Consider the following 20905-nt stretch of genomic DNA (forward strand, 5'->3'; position numbering starts at 1 on the left):
CAAGCTATCGCAACGACTGGGATCAGGGCTGCCAGACCATGGGCACCGGGAGCCTGTCGCGCGTCGGCGGCGTCCCGGGCGAGGCGATCCTCTCGACGAGCAGGTCGGCCGCCGCTCGTCCCAACGCGACGCCGTCGACATCGATCGCGGGGACGTCCTTGAGGCCGAGCGCGTCGACGATAACCTGCTCGGAACTGACCAGGGGAGCGGGCTGCCCGGCCGAGAGGTAGGCGTGCTGGATGCCGAGTCCGATCGCCGTCGCGTAGGGGATGACCGCGGTCGGGGCGAACCTGCGCACCTCCGCGGCGGCCCACACCCCCGCCGCGAACGTCGCCGGGTAGGGTCCCACGACGGCCAGTTCGGCACCCGTGGACTCGGTGGCGGCGCGCACGGTGCTGGCCCGTTGCTTGTCCTGCCACGACCCCGCCGGCCCCCCCACGTAGACGATCCGCCGATGCCCGGCCTCGATCAGCCGGCGGGCGAGGCCACCGAAGGCCGATGCCGTGTCGGCGATCACCGAGGCCATGCCGTCGATCTCGCGGTCGACGAGCACTGCCGGGGTGCCCTCGGTGGCGGTGACGACCAGCTCGTCGGTTCCTGCGGGAGCGACCACGATGAACCCGTCGACCTGGCGCGCCAGCCTGCCGAACGCGGTGAGTTCGTCACTGGCGGCCAGCGGATGCACGACCACGGTGAGCTGCAGCCCCGCCTCGGAGGTGCGCGCCTGGGCGCCGGCGATCACCGGGGTGAAGAAGCTGTTGTCGAGTGTGGGGACGACCAGGGCGACGATGCCCGTCCTGCCACCCGCGAGGAGCCGTGCCGCGGCGTTGGCGACGAAACCCAGGCGCTCGGCGGCGTCCTTGACCCGCTGCGCCGTGGCGGGGGAGACCAGTTCGGGACGGGTGAAGGTGCGCGATGCTGTCGCCTTGGAGACGCCGGCGAGCGCGGCCACATCCGCGATCGTCGCCATGGTCCTCCTCACGGACTCGGTTTCCGGCGAGCGTAACACGACGTTTACATGAAACCCTGGCGCCGGAACCACGCTTCACCGTAGGTTATGAAACCGGTTACATTTTCGACGGCTTGGAGTCACTTTGCATTCACGCATCGCGCCCTTGCTTCTTCTGGCACCCGGACTGGGTTTCCTGCTCGTCGGCTTCCTCGTACCCTCGGTCGCCATGCTCTTCTCCCCGCCGGGTACATCGACCGGTGAGGTCTTCGTACGGCTCGGGCAGATGCTGACCGATCCCTACGACCTGCAGATCATCGGCCGCACGTTGATGTTCGGGCTCGTCGTGACCGTGATCTGCGTCGTCCTCGGCTTCCCGGTCGCCTATCTGCTGGCCCGCACCTCGTCGCGCTGGTCGGGGCTGCTCCTCGCGCTGGCGATCTTCCCGCTGCTGCTCAGCAACGTCGTCCGGACCTTCGGGTGGCTCGTGGTGCTCGGCTCCAACGGCGCCATCGGGCAGCTGCTGGTGGGCCTCGGCCTGGTCGACCAGGCTCCCCAGCTGCTCTACACCCCGCTTGCCGTCGTCCTCGGTCTGACGCAGCTGTTCCTGCCGCTGTCGATCATCACGTGCTACTCGGCGGTCTCCCAGGTGGACGCGGGGCTCGACGACGCGGCCCGGGGCCTGGGAGCCTCGCGCACCCGGACGTTCTGGGACGTGGTGCTTCCGCTGTCGCTGCCGGGGATCATCGTGGCGGCGACGCTCGTCTTCGCCGGATCAGTCACCGCATACACCACGCCCTATCTGCTGGGCGGATCGAGCAACCGCATGCTGTCGACCCAGCTGTTCGCGTATTCGAGCGTCACGGTCGACTGGGCGAGCGCGTCGGCCACCGCGATCATCATGACGGTGCTGGTGTTCGCCGTCTCGGCGCTGTCGAGCCTGGCAGGCCGGAAGGGGGCGACGGCGTGAGGACACGGCATCCCGTCGCCGCCGCCTTCGCCGTGGCGGGCTACATCGTCATGATCGTGCCGATCCTCTTCGTCGTCGCCACGGCGTTCACCGCGGGCAAGACCCTGAAGTTCCCGCCCGAGGGCTTCTCCCTCCGTTGGTTCGGGCAGGCCCTGTCGTACCAGCCTTTCGTCGGCTCGCTCGCCACGAGCGCCGAGATCGCGGTTCTCGCGACCCTGCTCGCTCTCCTGGTCGGCGTACCGGCCACGCTGGCCATCCATCGCGGCCGGCTACCGGGCAAGGGCATCGTCGAGGCGCTCTTCCTCTCGCCGCTCGTGGTCCCCGAGCTCGTGGTCGGCCTCGCGCTGTTCCAGCAGCTGATCGTCACCTTCCGGTTCGACAACTGGCCGGTTCTGCTCATCGGGCACACGGCATTGCTGCTTCCCTACGCGGTGCGCGTCACCGGCGCGTCCCTGGCGGGGATGGATCCGGCGCTCGAGGAGGCCGCTCGTGGTCTCGGCGCGTCACCCCTGGTCGCGTTCTGGACCGTCACACTGCCCGTGCTGCGCCCCGGGATCTTCTCGGCCGCACTGCTGAGCTTCATCACGTCGTTCAACAACGTGCCGCTGTCGCTGCTGTTGCAGAGCCGTACCACCCGAACCCTGCCCGTCACGATGCTCGATTACGTACAGCAGAGCTACGACCCCATGGTCGCCGCGGCCTCGACCCTGATCCTCGCGGTCACCGTCGTCATCGCCGTCATCGCCGAGCGCACAGTCGGCTTCACCAGGATCTTCGGAGGCATCAACCGATGAGCGTCGCAGCACAGTTCGACAAGGTCACGCAGGTCTTCGGCACGTTCACGGCAGTCGACGGCATCGATCTGGCCATCCAGGCCGGCAGGCTCACGACCCTGCTCGGTCCCTCGGGCTGCGGGAAGACGACCTCGCTCCGCATGCTGGCCGGCTACCTGCGTCCCACCTCGGGCCGCATCATGATCGACGGCACGGACGCGACGTCCGCCCCACCCGAGAAGCGCGGCCTCGGCATGGTCTTCCAGTCCTACGCGCTCTTCCCCCACATGACCGTCGCGGACAACGTCGGGTACGGCCTCAAGCTGCGGCGCGTCCCCCGGGACGAACGGGCGGCGCGTGTGGCCGAGTGCCTCGATCTCGTCGGTCTCGGCGACGTGGCTGCCCGCAAGCCGAAGGCGCTCTCCGGCGGCCAGCAGCAGCGCGTCGCTCTCGCCCGCGCCATCGCGATCCGCCCCAAGCTGCTCCTCCTCGACGAGCCGCTGTCCAACCTCGACGCGCGCCTGCGCGTGCAGATGCGCTCGGAGATCCGCAGGATCCAGTCCGAGACGGGGCTGACCGTCGTGCTCGTCACCCACGATCAGGACGAAGCCCTGGAGATGAGCGACGAGATGGTGCTCATGCGATCCGGGCGGATCATGCAGCACGGTGCGCCCGCCGAGGTCTTCAGTGCGCCCGTCAATCGTTTCGTGGCCGACTTCCTCGGCTACGAGAACTTCTGGCACACGCGCGACGGTCTGGTCACCGTCCGCCCCGAGCATCTGAATGTGTCCACCACCGCGCCGGCGGGCGACGGCGGGCTCGCGCTCGACGCGGTCGTCTCCGAGATCGTCTATCGCGGTGTCGACATGCTCGTCACCCTCGTCGCACACGACGACCAGGGTGAGACGAAGCTCGTCTCCAGCGTCCGCGCCGACGGCTCCGTCCAGTTCTCCCCCGGCGATCGTGTGGCTGTGACGGCACCAGCCGCCCGCCTGATCGCACTGACCGACTGACTCCACCACGAAAGGAATCCATATGCACCGCACGACCCGCGCCCTCGCACTGGGGGTCGCGTCCGCTTTCCTGGGCGTCGCGGCTCTCACCGGTTGTTCCGGCTCGGACGACGAGCAGGAGGGCACCCAGACGCTCGTCGTCAGCACCTTCTCCTTCGGCGTCGAGGCCTTCCAGGAGGCTGTGATCGACCCGTTCACCGCTGAGACCGGCATCCAGGTCGAGGTCGAGACCGGTTCGAACTCCGATCGGCTCTCGCAGCTTCAGCTCGCCGCCGGAGACAACCCGGGCATCGACATCATGCTCATCAGCGACTACTACGCGGCACTGGGCCAGGAGGACGACCTGTTCGCCGAGGTCGACCAGAGCGCCATCCCCAACCTCTCCGAGATCGCCGACTTCGCCGTCGACGACGCGTACAACGGCCCCGCCTACAGCTACCAGCTCAACGGCACGCTCTACCGCACCGACGAACTGAGCCAGGAGCAGGCAGCCAGCTGGGACCTGTACGGGGACGCCGCCTACTCCGGCAGGCTCGCGCTGCCCGACATCTCGGTGACGGCCGGCCAGCTCGCGATCAGCGGGGTGGCGGCGACGTATGGCAGCGGGCCGTACGACGTCGACACGGCCTTCGCGAAGATGGGCGACTGGGCCCCCGGCATCCTGCAGTTCTACAGCTCGTCGACGGAGGTGACCAACCTCATCACGCAGGGCGAGATCGTCGCGGCGGACTCGCTCAACGGCTTCGCCACCGACCTGGTGGCCTCCGGCGAGCCCATCGCCTGGACCCCGCCGTCCGAGGGCGCCTACATGGCAACCAACCGGGTGATGATCCCCAAGGGCGCGGCCAACGTGGACGCGGCCAACACGTTCATCAACTACCTGCTGGGCGTCGAGGCACAGTCCAAGTCCGCCGAACTCGTCGGTGACCTGCCTGTGAACCCGGGAGCCACCATCCCCGATGAGCTGACCGACGTCGTCGGCGACATCGCGACCGACCCGATCGCGGCGGGATACCAGGCGCTTGATCCCACGGAGCTCGTCCCGACGCGCAGCGAGTGGGTCGACCGCTTCGCCCGCGAAGTGACCGGGAAGTGACCGGGGTCCCCGCCGGCTGGATCGAGCGACTGCCCAAGGTCGACCTGCACTGTCATCTCATCGGCACCGTGCGAGCGAGTACCTTCGCCGAACTGGCGCGCCGCGAGCGGCTCGATCTGCCCGACACCCCGGAACAGATCTACGCCGACATCAACTCGCTGCCCCCGGATCCGGACCTGTACCGCGACACCGTCATCCCGGTGCCGCAGGGACGCTCCGCCGACGAGCCCGAGGTGTCGTACTCGCTGTTCCAGGTGTCGAAGTGGGTCACCAGCGTCCTGCGTGACGCCGACGACCTGACACGCATCGTCCACGAGGCGTTCGAGGACGCCCACCGCTGCAATGTGCGGCACCTCGAACTCTTCTTCGACGACGTACCCGAGCACCTCGCGGGGCTCGGGTACGAGGGCAGCGTCGCGGCCTACGCCGAGGGCATCCGGATGGCCGAGCGTGACTTCGGCATGACGGGGCGGATGATCAAGGGCATCGATCGATCGAAGAGCGGCGGGGAGGCCCTGGAGCACGTGCGGGAGATGGTCGCGCACCCGCACGAGTATGTCGCGGGTATCGGGCTGGACAACCTCGAGACGGCCGGTCCGCCCGAGCGCTTCGCCGATGCCTACCGCCTGGCGGGGCAAGCAGGCCTGCGCCGCACCGCCCACGCCTCCGAGCATGCCCCCACGGCGGTCAACACCGTCACCTGCCTCGACGTGCTCGGCTGCGATCGCATCGACCACGGTTACTACGTGTTGCAGGATCCGCGGGTGGTGGCGCGGGTGCGCGACGAGTCGGTCACGTTCACCGTCGCGTCCACCACCTCGCGGCGCTCGTGGCGTCCGTGGCGACGGGCCTCGATCCGGGCCATGCTCGACGCGGGGATCGGCGTGATCCCCTGCTCGGACGACCCCGGCATGTTCCCGACCACCCTGACCAGCGAGTACGCGATCCTCGCCGGACAGGTGGGCGCCACGCACGACCAGTTGACGGCGATGGCGCTGCGCGCCGCCGATGCCTGCTGGTTGCCCGACGACGCCCGGGCCGACCTGAGGAGCCGCGTGCAGGCCGAGGTCACGGCGCTCGACGCCGAGTTCGGCCTCGCGTAGAAAGACCCCGTGGAGCCCTCCTTCCACCGAGGGCCCCACGGGGCTCCAGCTTTCCGTTCCGATCTCTCCGACCCCGGCATGTGCCGGGTTCGTCCTACACGATCAGACCCAGGACGATCACCAGCGGCAGGGAGAAGACCGATGCGCTCGCCGTGGCCACCGTCAGGGTCTTCAGCGCTCCCTGGGTGGAAAGGCCGAGCAGCGACTGGAACATCCAGAAGAAGTTGCTGTTGACCTGGACGGCGAACATCGAGCCCGATCCGACGGCCAGCCCGACGACGACGGGGTCGATCCCCAGGGAACCGACGAACGGTGCCAGGATTCCCGCGGCCGCGATGGCGGCCACCGACACCGAGCCGATGGCGAAGTGCATCAATGCTGCGATGAACCAGGCGAAGACGAGGGTCAGGACGACCGAGCCGGCCGCGCCGCCGCTGGTGAACAGCGAGCCCAGCGTCTCGTCCAGGGTCGTCGCCTCGATGATCGCGCCCAGCGAGCCGCCGATGCCGGTGATCAGCAGGATCTGCCCGGTGGTGTTCAGCCCGCGCTCCACGGCCTTGTCGGTGCGTTCGCGTCCGATGGTGAACCGGGCCAGCAGGTAGGCGCCCAGTAGACCGATGAACAGCGCGAGGTTCGCGAACGACTTGTCGGCCATGGTCGCGACCAGGGCGTTGCGTCCTTCCTCGGGCACGATGGCCCCGGCGATGGCTCCGGCGGCGATCAGGGCGAGCGGGATCAGGATCGGCAGCAGCGACACCCACAGGGCGGGCAGCTTCGGCGCGTGGTCCCCGGCCAGTTCCCCGTCCAGTTCCTCCTGGGCTCGCAGCGCCTCGTTCACGTCCTCGTCGGTCTCCGGCTTCCACCAGCCGCTCACGCCCCGCAGGAAGATCAGCTTGTACAGCAGCGGGACGACGATGGAGGTCAGCGGCCCGATCAACAGGCCGAGCAGCAGGTAGCGTCCCAGCGACAGGTCGAGCTGCCCGGAGATCACCAGGGTTCCCAGCCCGGGGACGACGAACACGTACCCGCTGAAGATGCCGACGCCCAGCGCGGCCGACAGCAGCGGGAGCCCCTTGGGACCGACCTTCCGCGCCGCCCCGCGGGCCAGGGGAGAGGCCAGCACGACCTGCACGTCGACGTAGATGGACGAGAACAGGGTGGTGAGCGCGCCGCTGAGGGCGTACGGGATTCGGTTCGGACCGAACCAGCGCAGCAGCACTTCCACGAGCCTCTGCAACGCGCCCAGCGCGTACAACAGGGCGCCCAGCAGGACGCCGAAGCCGATCAGCAGGCCGACCGACTGCATGATGTCGCCGAATCCGACGATGAGTGCCTCGATGGTTCCCTGCACCCCGACGCCCCCGGCGATGCCGAGGTAGAAAGACCCGATGACCAGGGCTATCACCGGGTCCCACTTGCGCCAGATGATGAGGACCAGGACGATGCCGATCGCGATGACGGCATGGACAGCGATCACGGTTGCTCCTTTGCACGAATGATCCGCTGCAGACCTGCAGCAATCCCACACGTGCTTTCGTAGTTCCCGCGATCACGTGGTCGCCACTTGCGTAGATAGTGGTCAGTTTGTGTTCGTATTGGTCGCTCGCGCCATGCCCGCCGCTCGTCGCCGTGGACGCGGCGGGTGCTGGATGCCGGTTCGAACGCGGCCGGTGGTTACCCGCGCGGCCTGTACACGAGTTCGGGCCGCCCCGTCCGTCCGTAGACCGGAACTCGCTCGCATCCACCGGTCTCCGACAGGTACTCCAGATATCGGCGGGCCGTGACACGCGAGATGCCGACTGCTTCGGCGGCCCTGGTCTCCGTGAGGCCGTCTGGCTCCGCCAGCAGAGCCTCACGGACGGCGGCCAGGGTCTCCTTCGACATCCCCTTTGCGATGGCGGTGCCCGACGGGTCGCGGAGCGCCGCCAGGGCGGAGTCGATCTCGCCCTGATCGAGCACATCGCGCTGGCCGGCCGCGGCCTGCGTGAACCGGGCGTAGTTGACCAGCTTGGCCTGAAGGGTGGCGAACGAGAACGGTTTCAGTACGTAATGCAGCGCTCCGCCGCGCATGGCCGCGCGCACCGTGTGCAGGTCGCGGGAGGCGGTGAGCACCATCACGTCCGGCCCGTCGGGCATCGCCTGTAGCGCGCGAGCGACCTCCAGCCCACTCATCCCGGGCATCGCCAGGTCGAGAAGCACCAGGTCGACGCCACCTGCGGCACAGCGCTCCACCGCTTGCGGGCCGTTGTAGGCCACAGCGACGACCTCGAACCCGGGGACACGCTCCACGAGTGTGCGATGCCCCTCGGCGACTGTTCGCTGGTCGTCCACCACGAGAACCCTGATCATGGCCCCACCTCGTCATTCGATTCTGGCACCGGCAGCCGCACCGCGAACCTGGAAGGCGACGTGGTGACCTCGATGGTGCCGTGCAACCGGCGAACGGTGCCCGCAACCAGGGAAAGCCCGATGCCATGTCCCTGCGGCCGGAGGTCGGGGTCGGTGACAGATTTCGTGGTCCACCCACGCCGGAACGCGTCCCCGATCAGGTCGCCGGGGATACCGGGACCGGAGTCGGTGACCTCCATCACGACGGTCTCCTCCTGCCCCGATCGCTCCAGGCGTCCACCGACCTCGACCCAGCCCCGCTCTGTGGACGCGGCGGCATCCAGCGCGTTGTCGACCAGATTGCCGAGGACGAGCACGAGATCGGTGGAGGCCAACCCGGTCTCCGGGATGTCGATGCCGTCCGCGAGCCGCAACTCCACCCCGCGTTCCTCGGCCTGCGCCGACTTGCCCAGCAGCAGCGCGGCGACTGGGGCGTCCCGAACGGCCTCGGTGACCCGGTCGATGAGAGCTTGGCTACGCTCGATGGCCGCCGTGGCGAACTCGACGGCCTCCTCGCCGCGGCCCAGCTCGACCAGCAGTATGACGGTGTGCAGCCGGTTGTCGGCCTCGTGCGCCCTACTGCGCAGCATCTCGCTGAACGACCGCAGGGAGTCCAGCTCGCCGGTGAGCCGCACCAGGTCTGTGCGATCCTGCAGGGTGGTCACCCAGCCCAGGTCGCGCCCGTCCAGTACGGCTCTGGTCTGTGTGACGATCAGTGCCCGACCACCGGCGGTGAAGTGTGTCTCGCCCGCGCAGACGCGTCCTGAGGCCATCAGGTCGCTCAGCCCCTGCCCGATGCCCAACTGGGCGACAGGGGTTCCCAGCACCGCCCCGGACGCGTCCAGCAGCTCGCGGGCCTCGTCGTTGCACAGGACGACCGCTCCGTCGTGCCCGACCAGCACCAGGCCGGCGCGCACCGAGTGCAGCAGCGCCTCGTGGTACGAGTACAGGCGGCCGAGCCCGATCGAGCCGAGCCCCAGGGTCTGACGGCGCAGCCGGCGGGCGACCACCCAGCTGCCCACCGTGCCGAGTGCCAGGGAGGCGACCGTGATGGCCACCACCTGGACCGATCGCTCCATGCCTGCCTGGCGCACCGATTCGGTGGGGATGCCCGCGGCGACCATCGCGATCACCCGGCCGTCCGAACGCACCGGGTGCACCACACGGAACGAGGGCCCCATGGTGCCCTGGGTCTCTTCGACGACCTCGCCGCCGGCCTGTGCCGCGGCGATCGAGCCCACGTACTGCCTGCCCACCTGCTCGGGGTTCGGGTGGGTCCACCGAGTGCCGTCGACGTCCATCACGACGACGAAGGACAGGTCGTTCGCGGCCCGGATTCGCTCGATCGGCTCCCCGAGGGCTTCGGCGGGATCCTCGCTCTGGACGGCCTGGATCACCCACGGCGATTCGGCCAGGGTCGTGGCGGTGGAGGTGACGTGGGCGATCGCCTCGGCCCGGGCGGCCTCCTCGGCGGCACGCACGGACAGCAGCCAGACCGGAACCACCACGACGACCAGCATCAACGCCATCAGGACGAAGATCTGGGCCGACAGGCTCCAGCGGTCGGTCGAACTCGACCACAGCGGGACGCGTCCACGGTAGGGGACTCCGGGGCGTGCCGCGTGGGGATCGATCGATGCGACGGGCTTCCTTGCCACAGTCCCACTATGGCAACAGCGGCGTCCAGGTGGAATGCCCGACCACGGATCACCGTCCGGCCATCAGGTGTTTACCGGCAGTCTTCACATTGCGCTGGAAGAGTCGCCACGATTGAGGCACAATCGCTAAGAGCAACACCCATCAGCGGCACGGACGCTCAGGTTGCAGGGGAAGGCACACCTGGGAGCGAAAGGAGCCGGGATGGGAAACATGTCGCGTGGAGTTGTTTTCGTCCACTCCACACCGGCCGCGCTGTGCCCGCATCTCGAATGGGGCGTGGGCGCGGTCCTCGGTGTGCCTGTCCACTTCGATTGGACGCATCAACCCGCGCAGCCGGGGACGTTGCGCGCGGAGTACTCGTGGGCCGGGCCGGTGGGGGCCTCGGCGGCGCTGGCCAGCGCGCTGCGCTCCTGCCAGCGCGCCCGCTTCGAGGTCACGGAGGACGCTGTCGGCAGCGAGCTGGGGCAGCGCTACGCCTTCACACCCGACCTGGGCATGTTCCATGCGATCGCGGGCCCGAACGGCGACCTGCAGATCCCCGAACAACGGCTGCGCGCGGCGATGGGAGCCGCCGACGCGGGGTCGACCACGCTCGAACAGGCCTTGTCCGATCTGCTGGGGGAGCGCTGGGACGCCGAGCTCGAGGTCTTCCGTTATGCGGGCGAGGACGCCCCCGTCCGTTGGCTGCACCGCGTCGGCTGAGGTGCCAGAGGTCGTTTCGACAGGCTCAACGAGCGGTCCTTGAGCTTGTCGAAAGGACTACGGCAGGCTTCAGTGGTCGTTTCGACGGACGGTCCTTGAGCTTGTCGAAAGGACTACGACAGGCTCAACGGTCGTTTCGACAGGCTCAACGGTCGTTTCGACAGGCTCAACGGTCGTTTCGACAGGCTCAACGGTCGTTTCGACAGGCTCAACGGTCGTTTCGACAGGCTCAACGGTCGTTTCGACGGGCTCAACGGTCGTTTCGACGGGCTCAACGGTCGTTTCGACAACGGTCCTTGAGCTTGTCGAAAGGACTGCGCCGACTCAACGGGCGTCGGTGGCGTTCTCGTTCGTCACCGCGACGGCCACATTGTGCCCGCCGAAACCGAACGAGTTGTTCAGGGCCGCCAGCGGCCCTGCGGGCAGTTCACGGGTCTGATTCGTCGCGATGTCGATACCCAGGTCCGGCTCGATGTTGTCGAGGTTGATCGTCGGCGGGACGATCCGGTCGTGCAGGGCCATGACCGTCGCGAAGGTCTCCAGCGCGCCCGCGCCGCCGAGCAGGTGCCCGGTCATCGACTTCGTGCTGGTGACCACGGCCTGATCAGCGGCGTCCCCCAGCGCGGTACGGATCGAGCGCGCCTCGGTGACGTCACCCTGGGGAGTCGAGGTGCCATGGGCGTTGACATGCTTGATGTCGGAGGCCTGCAGCCCCGAGCTGCGCAATGCCTTCACCATCGCGGACACCTGCCCGACGCCTGCGGGGTCCGGTTGGACGATGTCGTGCGAGTCTGCGCTGATCCCCGCACCGGCGAGCGTGCCGTAGATGCGCGCGCCGCGCGCACGGGCGGACTCGAGCGTCTCGATCACCATGATCGCCGCGCCCTCGCCGATGACGAACCCGTCGCGATCGACGTCCCAGGGACGCGAGGCGCGCTCGGGCTCGTCGTTGCGTCGGCTCAGCGCCTGCATCTGCGCGAAGGCGCCGATGGGCATGGCGTGGATGACGGCTTCGCTGCCGCCGACGACGGCCACGTCGGCCTCGCCCAGGCGAAGCATGTTGAGTCCCAGGGCGATGGCCTCGTTGGACGACGCGCAGGCCGACACCGGTGCGTGGATGCCGGCGCGGGCGCCGACCATCAGCCCCACCTGCGCTGCCGAGGCGTTGGCCATGAGCATGGGGACGGTGAACGGGCTCATGCGCCGCACACCCTTCTCACGCTGGATGTCCCACTGGTCGAGGGTGGTGACCAGTCCGCCGATCCCGGTGCCCACGGACACGGCCAGCCGGTCGGGGTCGACGGTGTTCTCCTCGCCGAGGCCCAGCCCCGCGTCCGCCCATGCCTCGCGTGCAGCGACGACGGCCAGCTGCGAGACGCGGTCCATCCGGCGGGCGTCGACCCGTGAGATCCACTGGCCGAGGTCGGTGGACACCTGTCCGGCGAACCGGACCGGAAGGTCCTGCACCCAGTCGGCGTCGATGGTGTGGACGCCGCTGCGTCCGGCCAGAAGGGACTGCCAGGTGCTGGGCGCGTCCTCGCCCAGCGGGGTGATGGCACCGAAACCGGTGATGACGACTGTGGTCATGAGTGCTCCAGGGACAGTAGGTGGTGAGGCCGGGCTCCGAAGCCGGGGATCTCGGCCGAATGTGCGTGAGCGGCCCGTGGGCCCCGGCAGAGGGCGCCGTCGGGCCGCTCAGGACGAGGCGTCAGCCTTGTGCGCGCTCGATGTAGGTCACGGCGTCGCCCACGGTCTTCAGCGTCTTGGCGTCCTCGTCGGGAATCGAGACGTTGAACGCCTCTTCGCAGGCGTAGATGATCTCGACCATCGACAGGGAGTCGACGTCCAGGTCGTCCACGAAGCTCTTCTCGAGCTGCACATCGTCCTGCGCGACCCCCGCCACGTCGTTGACGATGTCGGCGAGCTGGGTGCGGATCTCTTCAGTGGTGGCCATGGGGATTCCTTTTCTGTTTCTGTGAGGTGGTGCGGGTGGGTTTTAGGTTGTACCGACGGGGCCGGCTGGTCAGGGTAGGACGACGACCTGCCCGGCGAAGACCAGCCCCGCCCCGAAGCCGATGATGAGCGCGTTGTCGCCGGACTTCGCCTCGCCCGACTCGAGCATCGACTCCATGGCGATCGGCACGGACGCCGCGGACGAATTGCCCATGTGCTTGATGTCGCGGCTTACCACGACGCTATCGGGAAGATCGAGTCGCTTGAGCATCGCGTCCGTGATGCGGTTGTTCGCCTGGTGCGGGATGAAGACGTCGAGTTCTGCGGGCGTGAGCCCGGCCGCGTCGAGTGCCTCCGCGGTCTTCTCGGCGATCTCGGAGATCGCCCATTTGAAGACTTTGTTGCCGGCCATGTGGATGACCGGCTTCTTGCCGGTGGCGAGCGCCTCGTCCCAGTACTCGGTCCAGATGACGTCCGCGTCCTCGCCGCGTGAGCCCCACACGACCGGTCCGACACCGGGGGTCTCGCTGGGCCCGATGACCACCGCGCCCGCGCCGTCCCCGAAGAGGAAAGCCGTCCCGCGATCGGCGAAGTTCGTCTGGCGGCTCAGGATCTCCAGGCCGATCACGAGCACGTGGTGGGCCGACCCCGCGCGGATCAGCGAATCGGCCATGGCGACCCCGTAGCAGAAACCGGCGCACGCCGCGCTGAGATCGACCGCGGCCGGGTGGTCGAGCCCCAACTCGTCGGCCACCTGGACGGCGAGCGAGGGGAACTGGCGCATGTGCGAGACGGTCGAGAGCAACACCGCGTCCACCTGCGAGGCATCGATGCCTGATCGCTCGATGGCCTTGCGAGCCGCGCCGGTCGCCATCGACAGGGGAGTCTGGTCGTCGGTCGCCCACCGCCGCTCGATGATGCCGGTGCGTTGCTGGATCCACTCGTCGGACGAGTCGATGATCGTGCACATCTCGGCGTTGTCGACGACCCGCTTGCCGCGCTCACCCCCGACACCGAGGATGCGGGAGTAGGGCGAACCCTGGGAGGCTCGAATGGCCATGGGGAACCTTTCAGTTGGCGTGGCGCTCGCAGAACGCGCGGGCGTCGTCGAGCTGGTCGGGGGTGTTGAGATTGAAGAGTTCGACGCCCTTGAGATTGCGCTTGGCGATGCCCGTCAGGGTGCCCGCGGGAGCGAGCTCCAAAATCCCGGTGACGCCGCGTGCCGCCATGGTCTGCATCACCAGGTCCCATCGGACAGGGTTGGAGACCTGGTCGACGAGCCGGCGCAGGTAGTCGGCCCCGCTCGTGACCACCTGGCCGTCGCGGTTGGACGCCAGCGCCACGGTCGGGTCGTTCGGCTGGATGGACCTGGCGAGCAGCGCGAGGTGCTCGACCGCGGGAGCCATGTGCACAGTGTGGAAGGCACCGGCGACCTGAAGCGGAATGACGCGCGCCCGGGTGGGCGGATCGTCCTTCAGCGCCTGGAGCTGCTCCAGGGTGCCCGCCGCGACGATCTGCCCCGAGCCGTTGAAGTTCGCCGGGGTGAGCCCGTACTGCGCGATTCGGGCGAGCACCTCGTCGGGATCACCGGCGATGACCGCCGACATACCGGTCGGCCGGACCGCTGCCGCAGCCGCCATACCCTGTCCGCGTTCGCGGACGAAGACCATCGCGGCTTCAGGATTCAGGACACCGGTGAGGGCCGCGGCCGCGATCTCGCCGACACTGTGACCGGCCACGAACCCCGCGGCGCCCCAGGACACCGGGTCGCCCCCCGCGAGCTCGTGGGCCACCGCGATCGCCGAGGCCACCAGCAGCGGCTGTGCGACGGCCGTGTCGCGGATGGTGTCGGCATCGGCCTGCGTCCCGTAGTGGGCGAGGTCGAGACCGCTCACCGCCGACAGCCAGGCGACGCGGTCGCTGAAGGAGCCGATTTCCAGCCAACTCGACCAGAAGCCGACGGTCTGGGCACCCTGACCGGGCGCGACTATGGAAAGCACCCCCCCATCGTGCCCCGGGGGCCATCCGGGATGTCCCGGGCGCTGGAACGAAATCGGGCGGGTGACATTGTGTGCTCCCTACAAAGCGGGTGCCGGTCGCATGTGGGACGACCGGGTGCCCGTCGTGGGGAGCCCCCGGATGCTCCGGTCGGTGCCGGGCCGTCGGGTCAGGTGTCCTGGAGCCGTCCGATCGTCAGGGCGAGGCGCAGCACATAGGCGTCGCGGGGATCCGACGGCGAGTGCCCGGTGACCTCGGCGATGCGTTTGAGCCGGTAGCGGACGGTGTTGGGATGGACGAACAGTGCCCGCGCGGTCGCCTCGACCGAGCCCCCGTGGTCGAGGAAGCTCACGCAGGTGACGAGCAGGTCGCCGCCGGCTTCGGCGAGCGGGGTGTACACGGAGTCGACGAGCTCGCGCCGAGCGCGGCCGTTGCCCGCGAGCACCCGCTCGGGCAGCAGGTCGCGGGTGGTGAGCACTCGCGGTCCCTCGGGCCAGGCCGAGGCCGATCGGGAGCCGGACATCGCGGCTCTCGCCGACTCCGAGGCCCGCGACAGGCCGGGGACCGCCGGCCCGACGACGATGCGTCCGGGGCCGAAGTGTGGTGCCAACGCGGTGAGCCATCCCACGGTGGCACCGTCGTCGGTCGGTGCGTCCGGCGAGACGGGGGAGAGCACGGTCACTAGGCGATCCCCGTGGACGGCGGCCATGGCCAGCAACCCGAGCTTGTCCGCAGTGCGGCGAAGCGCGGCCAGGTCGCCGCCCGGGACGCTGCCCACTGCCACCACCACAGCGGATCTCGTCTGCCAGCCGAGGGTGGACGCTCTGGACAGCAGTTCGTCATGGGAGTCGGAACGGACGATCGCGTCCACGACCTGGGACTCGACCCGTTCGTCCCAGGTGACGCGTAGCTCGGCGGCGTGGGCGTACACCTCGGCGGAGGCGAACGCGATCTCGCGGGAGTAGTGGAGGATCGCGGTCTGCAGCGCAGGACGATCACCCCGCGGCATGAGCAGGCCGATCTGGGCCTCGACGACGTCGATGGTGGTGCGGATGAGGTCGACGGTCTGGTGCAGCGTGACCTTGCGGGTCAGCGCCCGCGGGGCCACGTTGAAGATGGACCCGGGGCCGACCTCGGAGTCGGTGTCGTCGGCGAACCACCGGACGAAGCCGTTGATGCCGTTGCTGGCGACGACGCTGATCCAGGACCGCTCCTCGGCACCCAGCTCCGAGTACCAGGGGTGGCGTGCCTCCATCTCGGCGATGACGGCTGTGGTCATCCGGCCGGCCTGCGCAGCGAGTCTCTTGGCCATGGCTGTGCGGGTCCGGGTGACGGGAACCAGGGCCCTCCCTGTGCCGGGCGCAGGCTTGGACATGGGGCGTCAGTCCTCCTCGCGTTGTCGACGGGACGCGGGCTCCACTCTAGGACCAGCCCGTGCCGAACCGGTCTCCTACAGGCTCTCGCCGAGCTCGCGAGCCTTGTCGAGGGCCTCTGCCATGATCTCCTCGGCGCGGTCGGGTTCGTGATCCATGCCCTCGGCGGTCAGTTCCTCGTAGCGGCAGCCGAGGAAGGTGAACATCGCCCGCAGGTACTTGCAGGCGGGGTCCTCGCCGTTGAAATGCCCGCCGCTGGCCTGCAGGTGAACCACCGTGCGGCCGCCGGCCAGCCCTTCGGCCTCGCCCTTCTCGTTGTAGCGGAAGGTGACGCCCGCGCGGCAGACGGTGTCGATCCAGGCCTTCAGCCGCGTGGGGATGGACAGGTTCCACAGGGGGTTGGCCACGACGACGACGTCGGCGCTCAGGAACTGCATGGTGTAGTTCTCGAAGAGCGTGAGCTTCGCCTGCTGCGTCGGGGTCAGGTGGATGAACGCCTCACCGCTGCGCAGGGCATCCCAGCCGGTGATGAGGTCGATGTCGATCTCCGGGACGGCGGCGTTGTACAGGTTGATGTCCTCCACGAGGGCGTCGGGGTGCTTCGCGCGGAAGCCCTCGATGAAGGTATCAACCATGCGCATGCTCCGCGAGCGTGTGGAGTCGAGCGGGTGTGCGCGAACGACAAGCAGTTTCATGTGATCTCCTCAACCAGATGAGCGGATGTGCGAAGATGTCGCCGCGGGCGCGGGGCTTCGGACGCGAGGACGCAGCGTGGCGAGCGGTCGACAGACCGCCCGCCACGTCGTTGTTGGGGCCAGCCGTTGTGGTTCAGCGCTTGATCCGGGCGTTGCCCTCCCAGACCGCCCAGATCTGTTCCTCGTCGGCCGGCATGGCGTAGTCGGTGAGGAAGGTGGTGGTGATGGCGCCGGAGGCCCAGCCGAACTGCAGGCACTTCTCGGCCTCCCATCCCTTGATCAGTCCGTAGAGGATGCCGCCGACGGTCGCGTCGCCGCCGCCGATGCGGTCGAGGACGCCGATGTCGCGGGGCTCGGCCACGAAGAACTGGCCGTCCGACCACAGGATGGCGCCCCACAGGTGGTGGTTGGCGTTGACGACCTCGCGCAGGGTGGTAGCGAACACCTGGACGCCGGGGAAGCGCTCGTGAGCGGTGGTGATCATGCCCTTGAAGCCGTCGATCTTGCTGGCGATGCCCTTGCCGCCGGCCTCGGGGCCTTCCAGCCCGAGTGCGAGCTGGAAGTCCTCCTCGTTGCCGATGAGGATGCTGCACAGGCTCGCGATCTCGGTGAAGCCGTCGCGGAGTTCCTGCTCACGTCCCTTCCAGAAGGACGCGCGGAAGTTGAGGTCGAAGCTGATGGCGCTGCCGTACTCCTTCGCCTTGCGCGCGATGGCCAGGCAGAACTGCAGTGTGCTCGGCGACAGGGCGGCGATCAGGCCCGACATGTGGACGATCTTGGCGCCCTCGGAGCCGAAGATGCGGTCGAGGTCGAAGTCCTTCGCGTCCAGGAGCAGGCCGACCTCGCCGGCGCGGTCGTTCCAGACGCGGGCGCCGCGGTTCCCGTAGCCGGAGTCGGCGATGTTGAACTGGTGACGGTGGCCCCAGGCGCCACCCTGCTCGACCTCGGGCCCCTCGTAGTCCATGAACCTCGACGAGAGGTTGGACTTGATCATCATCGCAACGGGGCTGCCCTTCACGAAGTTGGTGAGGATCTTCACCGGCTGCCCCAGGAAACTCGAGACCGAGCCGACGTTGCTCTCGGCCGAGGTGACCTGCATGAGGAAGCGGTTGGCCGCTTGGACGGGCTGGCCGTCCTCGGGGCTGATGCGGATGCCCATGCTGGTCGGGATGACCAATGACCAACGGGCGTCTTCGCGGAGATCCATGTAACTGCCTTTCGTGCTTGTGCCAGGGTCGGGGCCGATGGCGCCAGCGCCCTGCTTCGAGCGGACACGCGACAGCCTAATCGTTGACGACGGCCTTGGACACGGCTGTTGCATCTCGCGGCAGCCTGTTGCCCATTGACAGCGTTCTCAGCGAAACGCTTGAGTTCGAGGGAAGATGGATGGGATCGGCGGCGTTGCAATGGTGACCGCCTTACAACCGAAAGGATGCAGCGTGATTCCTCGCGAGCAACCCGGCCCCCTGCTCAATGGCCTGCCAACGAACCTTCCAGACACGGATCCGGACGAGACCAGCGAGTGGTTGGAATCATTCGACGGGCTGATCGACGCGGGCGGACGGAACCGGGCGCGCTACGTCATGCTGAAGCTTAACGAACGCGCTCGGGAGAAGCAGGTCGGGGTACCCTCACTGGTCTCGACCGACTTCGTCAACACCATTCCGAAGTCGAGGGAAGTGGAGTACCCCGGCGACCGCGACCTCGAACAGCAGGTGCGCCACATGCTCCGCTGGAACGCCGCGGTGCAGGTGCACAGGCAGCAGCGGCCCGGTGTCGGCGTGGGCGGGCACATCGCGAGCTACGCCTCGATCGCGACCCTCTACGAGGTCGGGCTCATGCACTTCTGGCGAGGCAAGGACCACCCCGGCGGTGGCGACCAGGTCTTCTTCCAGGGCCATGCGTCCCCCGGTATGTACGCCCGGGCCTACCTCGAGGGGCGGCTCAGCGAGGACGATCTCGACGGCTTCCGCCAGGAGTACAGCCGGCCTCGTGGCGGACGCGGGCTGCCGAGCTACCCGCACCCGCGCCGGATGCCCGATTTCTGGGAGTTCCCGACCGTGTCCATGGGTATCGGCCCGATCAACGCGATCTACCAGGCGTCCTTCAACAAGTACCTCGACAACCGCGGTATCAAGGAGACCGGCCAGCAGCATGTGTGGGCGTTCCTCGGCGACGGCGAGATGGACGAGCCCGAAGCTCGCGGTGCGCTGCAACTCGCGGCTAACGAGGGGCTGGACAACCTGACCTTCGTCGTCAACTGCAACCTGCAGCGTCTCGACGGCCCGGTCCGTGGCAACGGCAAGATCATCCAGGAGTTGGAGTCGTTCTTCCGGGGCGCGGGCTGGAACGTCATCAAGCTGATCTGGGGCTCCAACTGGGACGAGCTGCTCGACCGTGACACCGATGGTGCGCTGGTCAACGTCATGAACAGCACCCGGGACGGTGACTACCAGACGTTCAAGGCCAACGACGGCGCCTACGTCCGCGAGCACTTCTTCGGCCAGGATCCGCGCACCGCTGCGATGGTGGCCGACTGGAGCGACGACAAGATCTGGTCGCTGCGGCGCGGTGGCCTCGACTACGCGAAGATCTACAACGCCTACAAGGCGGCCACCGAGTTCACCGGTGCACCGACGGTCATCCTCGCCCACACCATCAAGGGCTATTTCCTCGGCAGCCACTTCGCCGGCCGCAACGCGACGCACCAGATGAAGAAGCTCGCCATCGACGACCTCAAGGGCCTGCGCGATCGGTGCCGTATCCCGATCAGTGACGAGGTGCTGGAGGCCAACCCCTACGAGCCGCCCTACTACAACCCGGGTGCCGACAACCCCGCGATCAGGTATCTGCTCGACCGGCGCCAGCAGCTGGGTGGCTTCGTCCCCGAGCGGCGGCCCGACCACGGCAAGAAGCTGCAGCTGCCCGACGAGAAGACCTACAAGAGCTCCCGCAAGGGCTCGGGCAACCAGAAGGTCGCGACCACGATGGCCTTCGTGCGGCTGGTGAAGGACCTGCTGCGCGATCGCAATCTGGCGCCGTTCGTCGTCCCGATCATCCCGGACGAGGCCCGTACCTTCGGCATGGACTCGTTCTTCCCGACGATCAAGATCTACAACCCGAACGGTCAGCAGTACACGCCGGTCGACCACGACCTGATGCTGTCGTACCGCGAGTCGACCAACGGCCAGATCCTCCACATGGGCATCAACGAGGCGGGCTCGGTGGCGGCTTTCACCGCGGCGGGCACGAGCTACGCGACCCATGGCCAGCCGATGGTGCCGATCTACATCTTCTATTCGATGTTCGGCTACCAGCGCACCGGCGACCTGATGTGGGCGGCCGCTGACCAACTGGCACGCGGCTTCTACGTCGGTGCCACGGCGGGCAAGACGACGCTCACCGGCGAGGGCACCCAGCACATGGACGGTCACTCGCATCTCTTGACGCTGACCAACGAGGGCATCGTGAGCTACGACCCGGCCTACGGCTACGAGATCAGCCACATCGTCGAGGACGGGCTGCGGCGTATGTACGGTGACGAGCCGGAGGACATCTCGTACTACATCACCATGTACAACGAGCCGATGGTTCAGCCGGCCGAGCCCGAGGGTGTGGACGTGGAGGGCATCCTCAAGGGGATGCACCTGATCAGCCAGGGCGATCCCGAGGGTCTTCCGGGTGACGCGCCACGAGCCCAGTTGCTGGCGTCCGGTGTCGGTGTGCCGTGGGCGCTGGAGGCCCAGCAGTTGCTGCGGGACGACTTCGGTGTCGTCGCGGACGTGTGGAGCGTGACCAGCTGGAACGAGTTGCGCCGCGACGGCGTCCGCTGCGACGAGGTCGCCTACCTGCATCCCGAGCAGGAGCGCCCGGTGCCGTTCGTCACCCGGAAGCTGCAGGGACGCCCGGGTCCGGCGGTCGCCGTGAGCGACTTCATGCGTGCGGTCCAGGACCAGATCCGCGAGTGGGTACCGACCGACTACTACACGCTCGGTGCCGACGGGTTCGGTTTCTCCGACACGCGGCAGGCGGCCAGGCGTCATCTGCACATCGACGGCCCCTCGATCGTGGTGCGGACGCTGCAGGCACTGGCTGATCGCGGCGAGGTGGCGCGCGAGCGCGTGGCCGAGGGGATCGAGAAGTACCGCTTGCACGACGTGAACGCGGGCGCTTCGGGTGAGGTGGGCGGCGACGCCTGATTCCTCCCGCTCTACGGAGTGATATGACGGCACG

Annotated in this window: 18 protein-coding genes; 7 read left to right on the top strand and 11 right to left on the bottom strand. The window is 68.3% G+C overall.

The window, feature by feature from the left end:
- Nucleotides 1-22: 22 nt before the first annotated feature.
- Entirely contained in the window at nucleotides 23-970 is a 948-nt protein-coding gene (locus tag FB473_RS04350) for a LacI family DNA-binding transcriptional regulator (RefSeq protein ID WP_167165160.1), read from the bottom strand.
- Nucleotides 971-1094: 124 nt separating this feature from the next.
- Between FB473_RS04350 and FB473_RS04355 the strand changes: the two genes are divergently transcribed.
- Genes FB473_RS04355 through FB473_RS04375 form a run of 5 tightly spaced genes read left to right on the top strand, consistent with a single transcriptional unit; the run spans nucleotide 1095 to nucleotide 5904 of the window.
- Nucleotides 1095-1919: an ABC transporter permease gene (locus FB473_RS04355; protein ID WP_208390428.1), complete on the top strand. Its 825-nt coding sequence runs from the start codon at nucleotides 1095-1097 to the stop codon at nucleotides 1917-1919.
- A complete protein-coding gene (locus FB473_RS04360) occupies nucleotides 1916-2713 on the top strand; it encodes an ABC transporter permease subunit (protein ID WP_208390429.1) in 798 nt (265 codons plus the stop codon). Before FB473_RS04355 ends, FB473_RS04360 begins: the two co-directional genes overlap by 4 nt.
- Nucleotides 2710-3705, top strand: coding sequence for an ABC transporter ATP-binding protein (locus tag FB473_RS04365; protein WP_167165162.1), 996 nt, complete (start codon nucleotides 2710-2712; stop codon nucleotides 3703-3705). Before FB473_RS04360 ends, FB473_RS04365 begins: the two co-directional genes overlap by 4 nt.
- Nucleotides 3706-3727: 22 nt before the next feature.
- Entirely contained in the window at nucleotides 3728-4801 is a 1074-nt protein-coding gene (locus FB473_RS04370) for an extracellular solute-binding protein (RefSeq protein WP_167165164.1), read from the top strand.
- Nucleotides 4798-5904 carry a hypothetical protein gene (locus FB473_RS04375; protein WP_208390430.1) on the top strand — a complete coding sequence of 369 codons (1107 nt, stop codon included), beginning with the start codon at nucleotides 4798-4800 and terminating at the stop codon, nucleotides 5902-5904. Before FB473_RS04370 ends, FB473_RS04375 begins: the two co-directional genes overlap by 4 nt.
- A gap of 94 nt (nucleotides 5905-5998) precedes the next feature.
- Here the strand turns inward: FB473_RS04375 and FB473_RS04380 are convergent, their stop codons facing one another.
- From FB473_RS04380 to FB473_RS04390, 3 genes are all read right to left on the bottom strand, one after another.
- Nucleotides 5999-7381, bottom strand: a complete 1383-nt coding sequence (locus FB473_RS04380; RefSeq protein WP_167165167.1) for a GntT/GntP/DsdX family permease — start codon at nucleotides 7379-7381, stop codon at nucleotides 5999-6001.
- 197 nt (nucleotides 7382-7578) lie between these two features.
- The gene (locus FB473_RS04385) at nucleotides 7579-8253 is read right to left on the bottom strand and encodes a response regulator (RefSeq protein WP_167165169.1); all 675 of its coding nucleotides are present in this window, start codon (nucleotides 8251-8253) and stop codon (nucleotides 7579-7581) included.
- Nucleotides 8250-9950 (bottom strand): ATP-binding protein, encoded by a 1701-nt coding sequence (locus FB473_RS04390; protein ID WP_167165171.1) that lies wholly within the window; start codon nucleotides 9948-9950, stop codon nucleotides 8250-8252. Before FB473_RS04390 ends, FB473_RS04385 begins: the two co-directional genes overlap by 4 nt.
- 202 nt (nucleotides 9951-10152) lie before the next feature.
- Between FB473_RS04390 and FB473_RS04395 the strand changes: the two genes are divergently transcribed.
- Entirely contained in the window at nucleotides 10153-10653 is a 501-nt protein-coding gene (locus tag FB473_RS04395) for a DUF3145 domain-containing protein (protein ID WP_167165173.1), read from the top strand.
- A gap of 324 nt (nucleotides 10654-10977) precedes the next feature.
- Here FB473_RS04395 and fabF read toward each other — a convergent pair whose 3' ends face one another.
- From fabF to FB473_RS04430, 7 genes are all read right to left on the bottom strand, one after another.
- A complete protein-coding gene (gene fabF, locus FB473_RS04400; protein WP_167165175.1) occupies nucleotides 10978-12240 on the bottom strand; it encodes a beta-ketoacyl-ACP synthase II in 1263 nt (420 codons plus the stop codon).
- A 121-nt stretch (nucleotides 12241-12361) separates the two neighbouring features.
- Nucleotides 12362-12607, bottom strand: coding sequence for an acyl carrier protein (locus FB473_RS04405; RefSeq protein WP_167165178.1), 246 nt, complete (start codon nucleotides 12605-12607; stop codon nucleotides 12362-12364).
- Nucleotides 12608-12676: 69 nt separating this feature from the next.
- A complete protein-coding gene (locus FB473_RS04410; protein WP_167165180.1) occupies nucleotides 12677-13666 on the bottom strand; it encodes a beta-ketoacyl-ACP synthase III in 990 nt (329 codons plus the stop codon).
- A 10-nt stretch (nucleotides 13667-13676) separates the two neighbouring features.
- The gene (locus FB473_RS04415) at nucleotides 13677-14606 is read right to left on the bottom strand and encodes an acyltransferase domain-containing protein (protein WP_167165182.1); all 930 of its coding nucleotides are present in this window, start codon (nucleotides 14604-14606) and stop codon (nucleotides 13677-13679) included.
- Nucleotides 14607-14773: 167 nt separating this feature from the next.
- The gene (locus FB473_RS04420; RefSeq protein WP_425546700.1) at nucleotides 14774-15916 is read right to left on the bottom strand and encodes a PucR family transcriptional regulator; all 1143 of its coding nucleotides are present in this window, start codon (nucleotides 15914-15916) and stop codon (nucleotides 14774-14776) included.
- A gap of 138 nt (nucleotides 15917-16054) precedes the next feature.
- Nucleotides 16055-16672, bottom strand: coding sequence for an FMN-dependent NADH-azoreductase (locus FB473_RS04425; RefSeq protein WP_167165186.1), 618 nt, complete (start codon nucleotides 16670-16672; stop codon nucleotides 16055-16057).
- Between the two features lie 133 nt (nucleotides 16673-16805).
- Nucleotides 16806-17879, bottom strand: a complete 1074-nt coding sequence (locus tag FB473_RS04430) for a sugar kinase (RefSeq protein ID WP_167165188.1) — start codon at nucleotides 17877-17879, stop codon at nucleotides 16806-16808.
- 199 nt (nucleotides 17880-18078) lie between these two features.
- Between FB473_RS04430 and aceE the strand changes: the two genes are divergently transcribed.
- Complete coding sequence (aceE, locus tag FB473_RS04435; protein WP_167169055.1) at nucleotides 18079-20871, top strand: pyruvate dehydrogenase (acetyl-transferring), homodimeric type; 2793 nt, start codon at nucleotides 18079-18081, stop codon at nucleotides 20869-20871.
- Nucleotides 20872-20905: the final 34 nt, after the last annotated feature.

This window comes from Brooklawnia cerclae, assembly GCF_011758645.1.
Classification (GTDB): domain Bacteria; phylum Actinomycetota; class Actinomycetes; order Propionibacteriales; family Propionibacteriaceae; genus Brooklawnia; species Brooklawnia cerclae.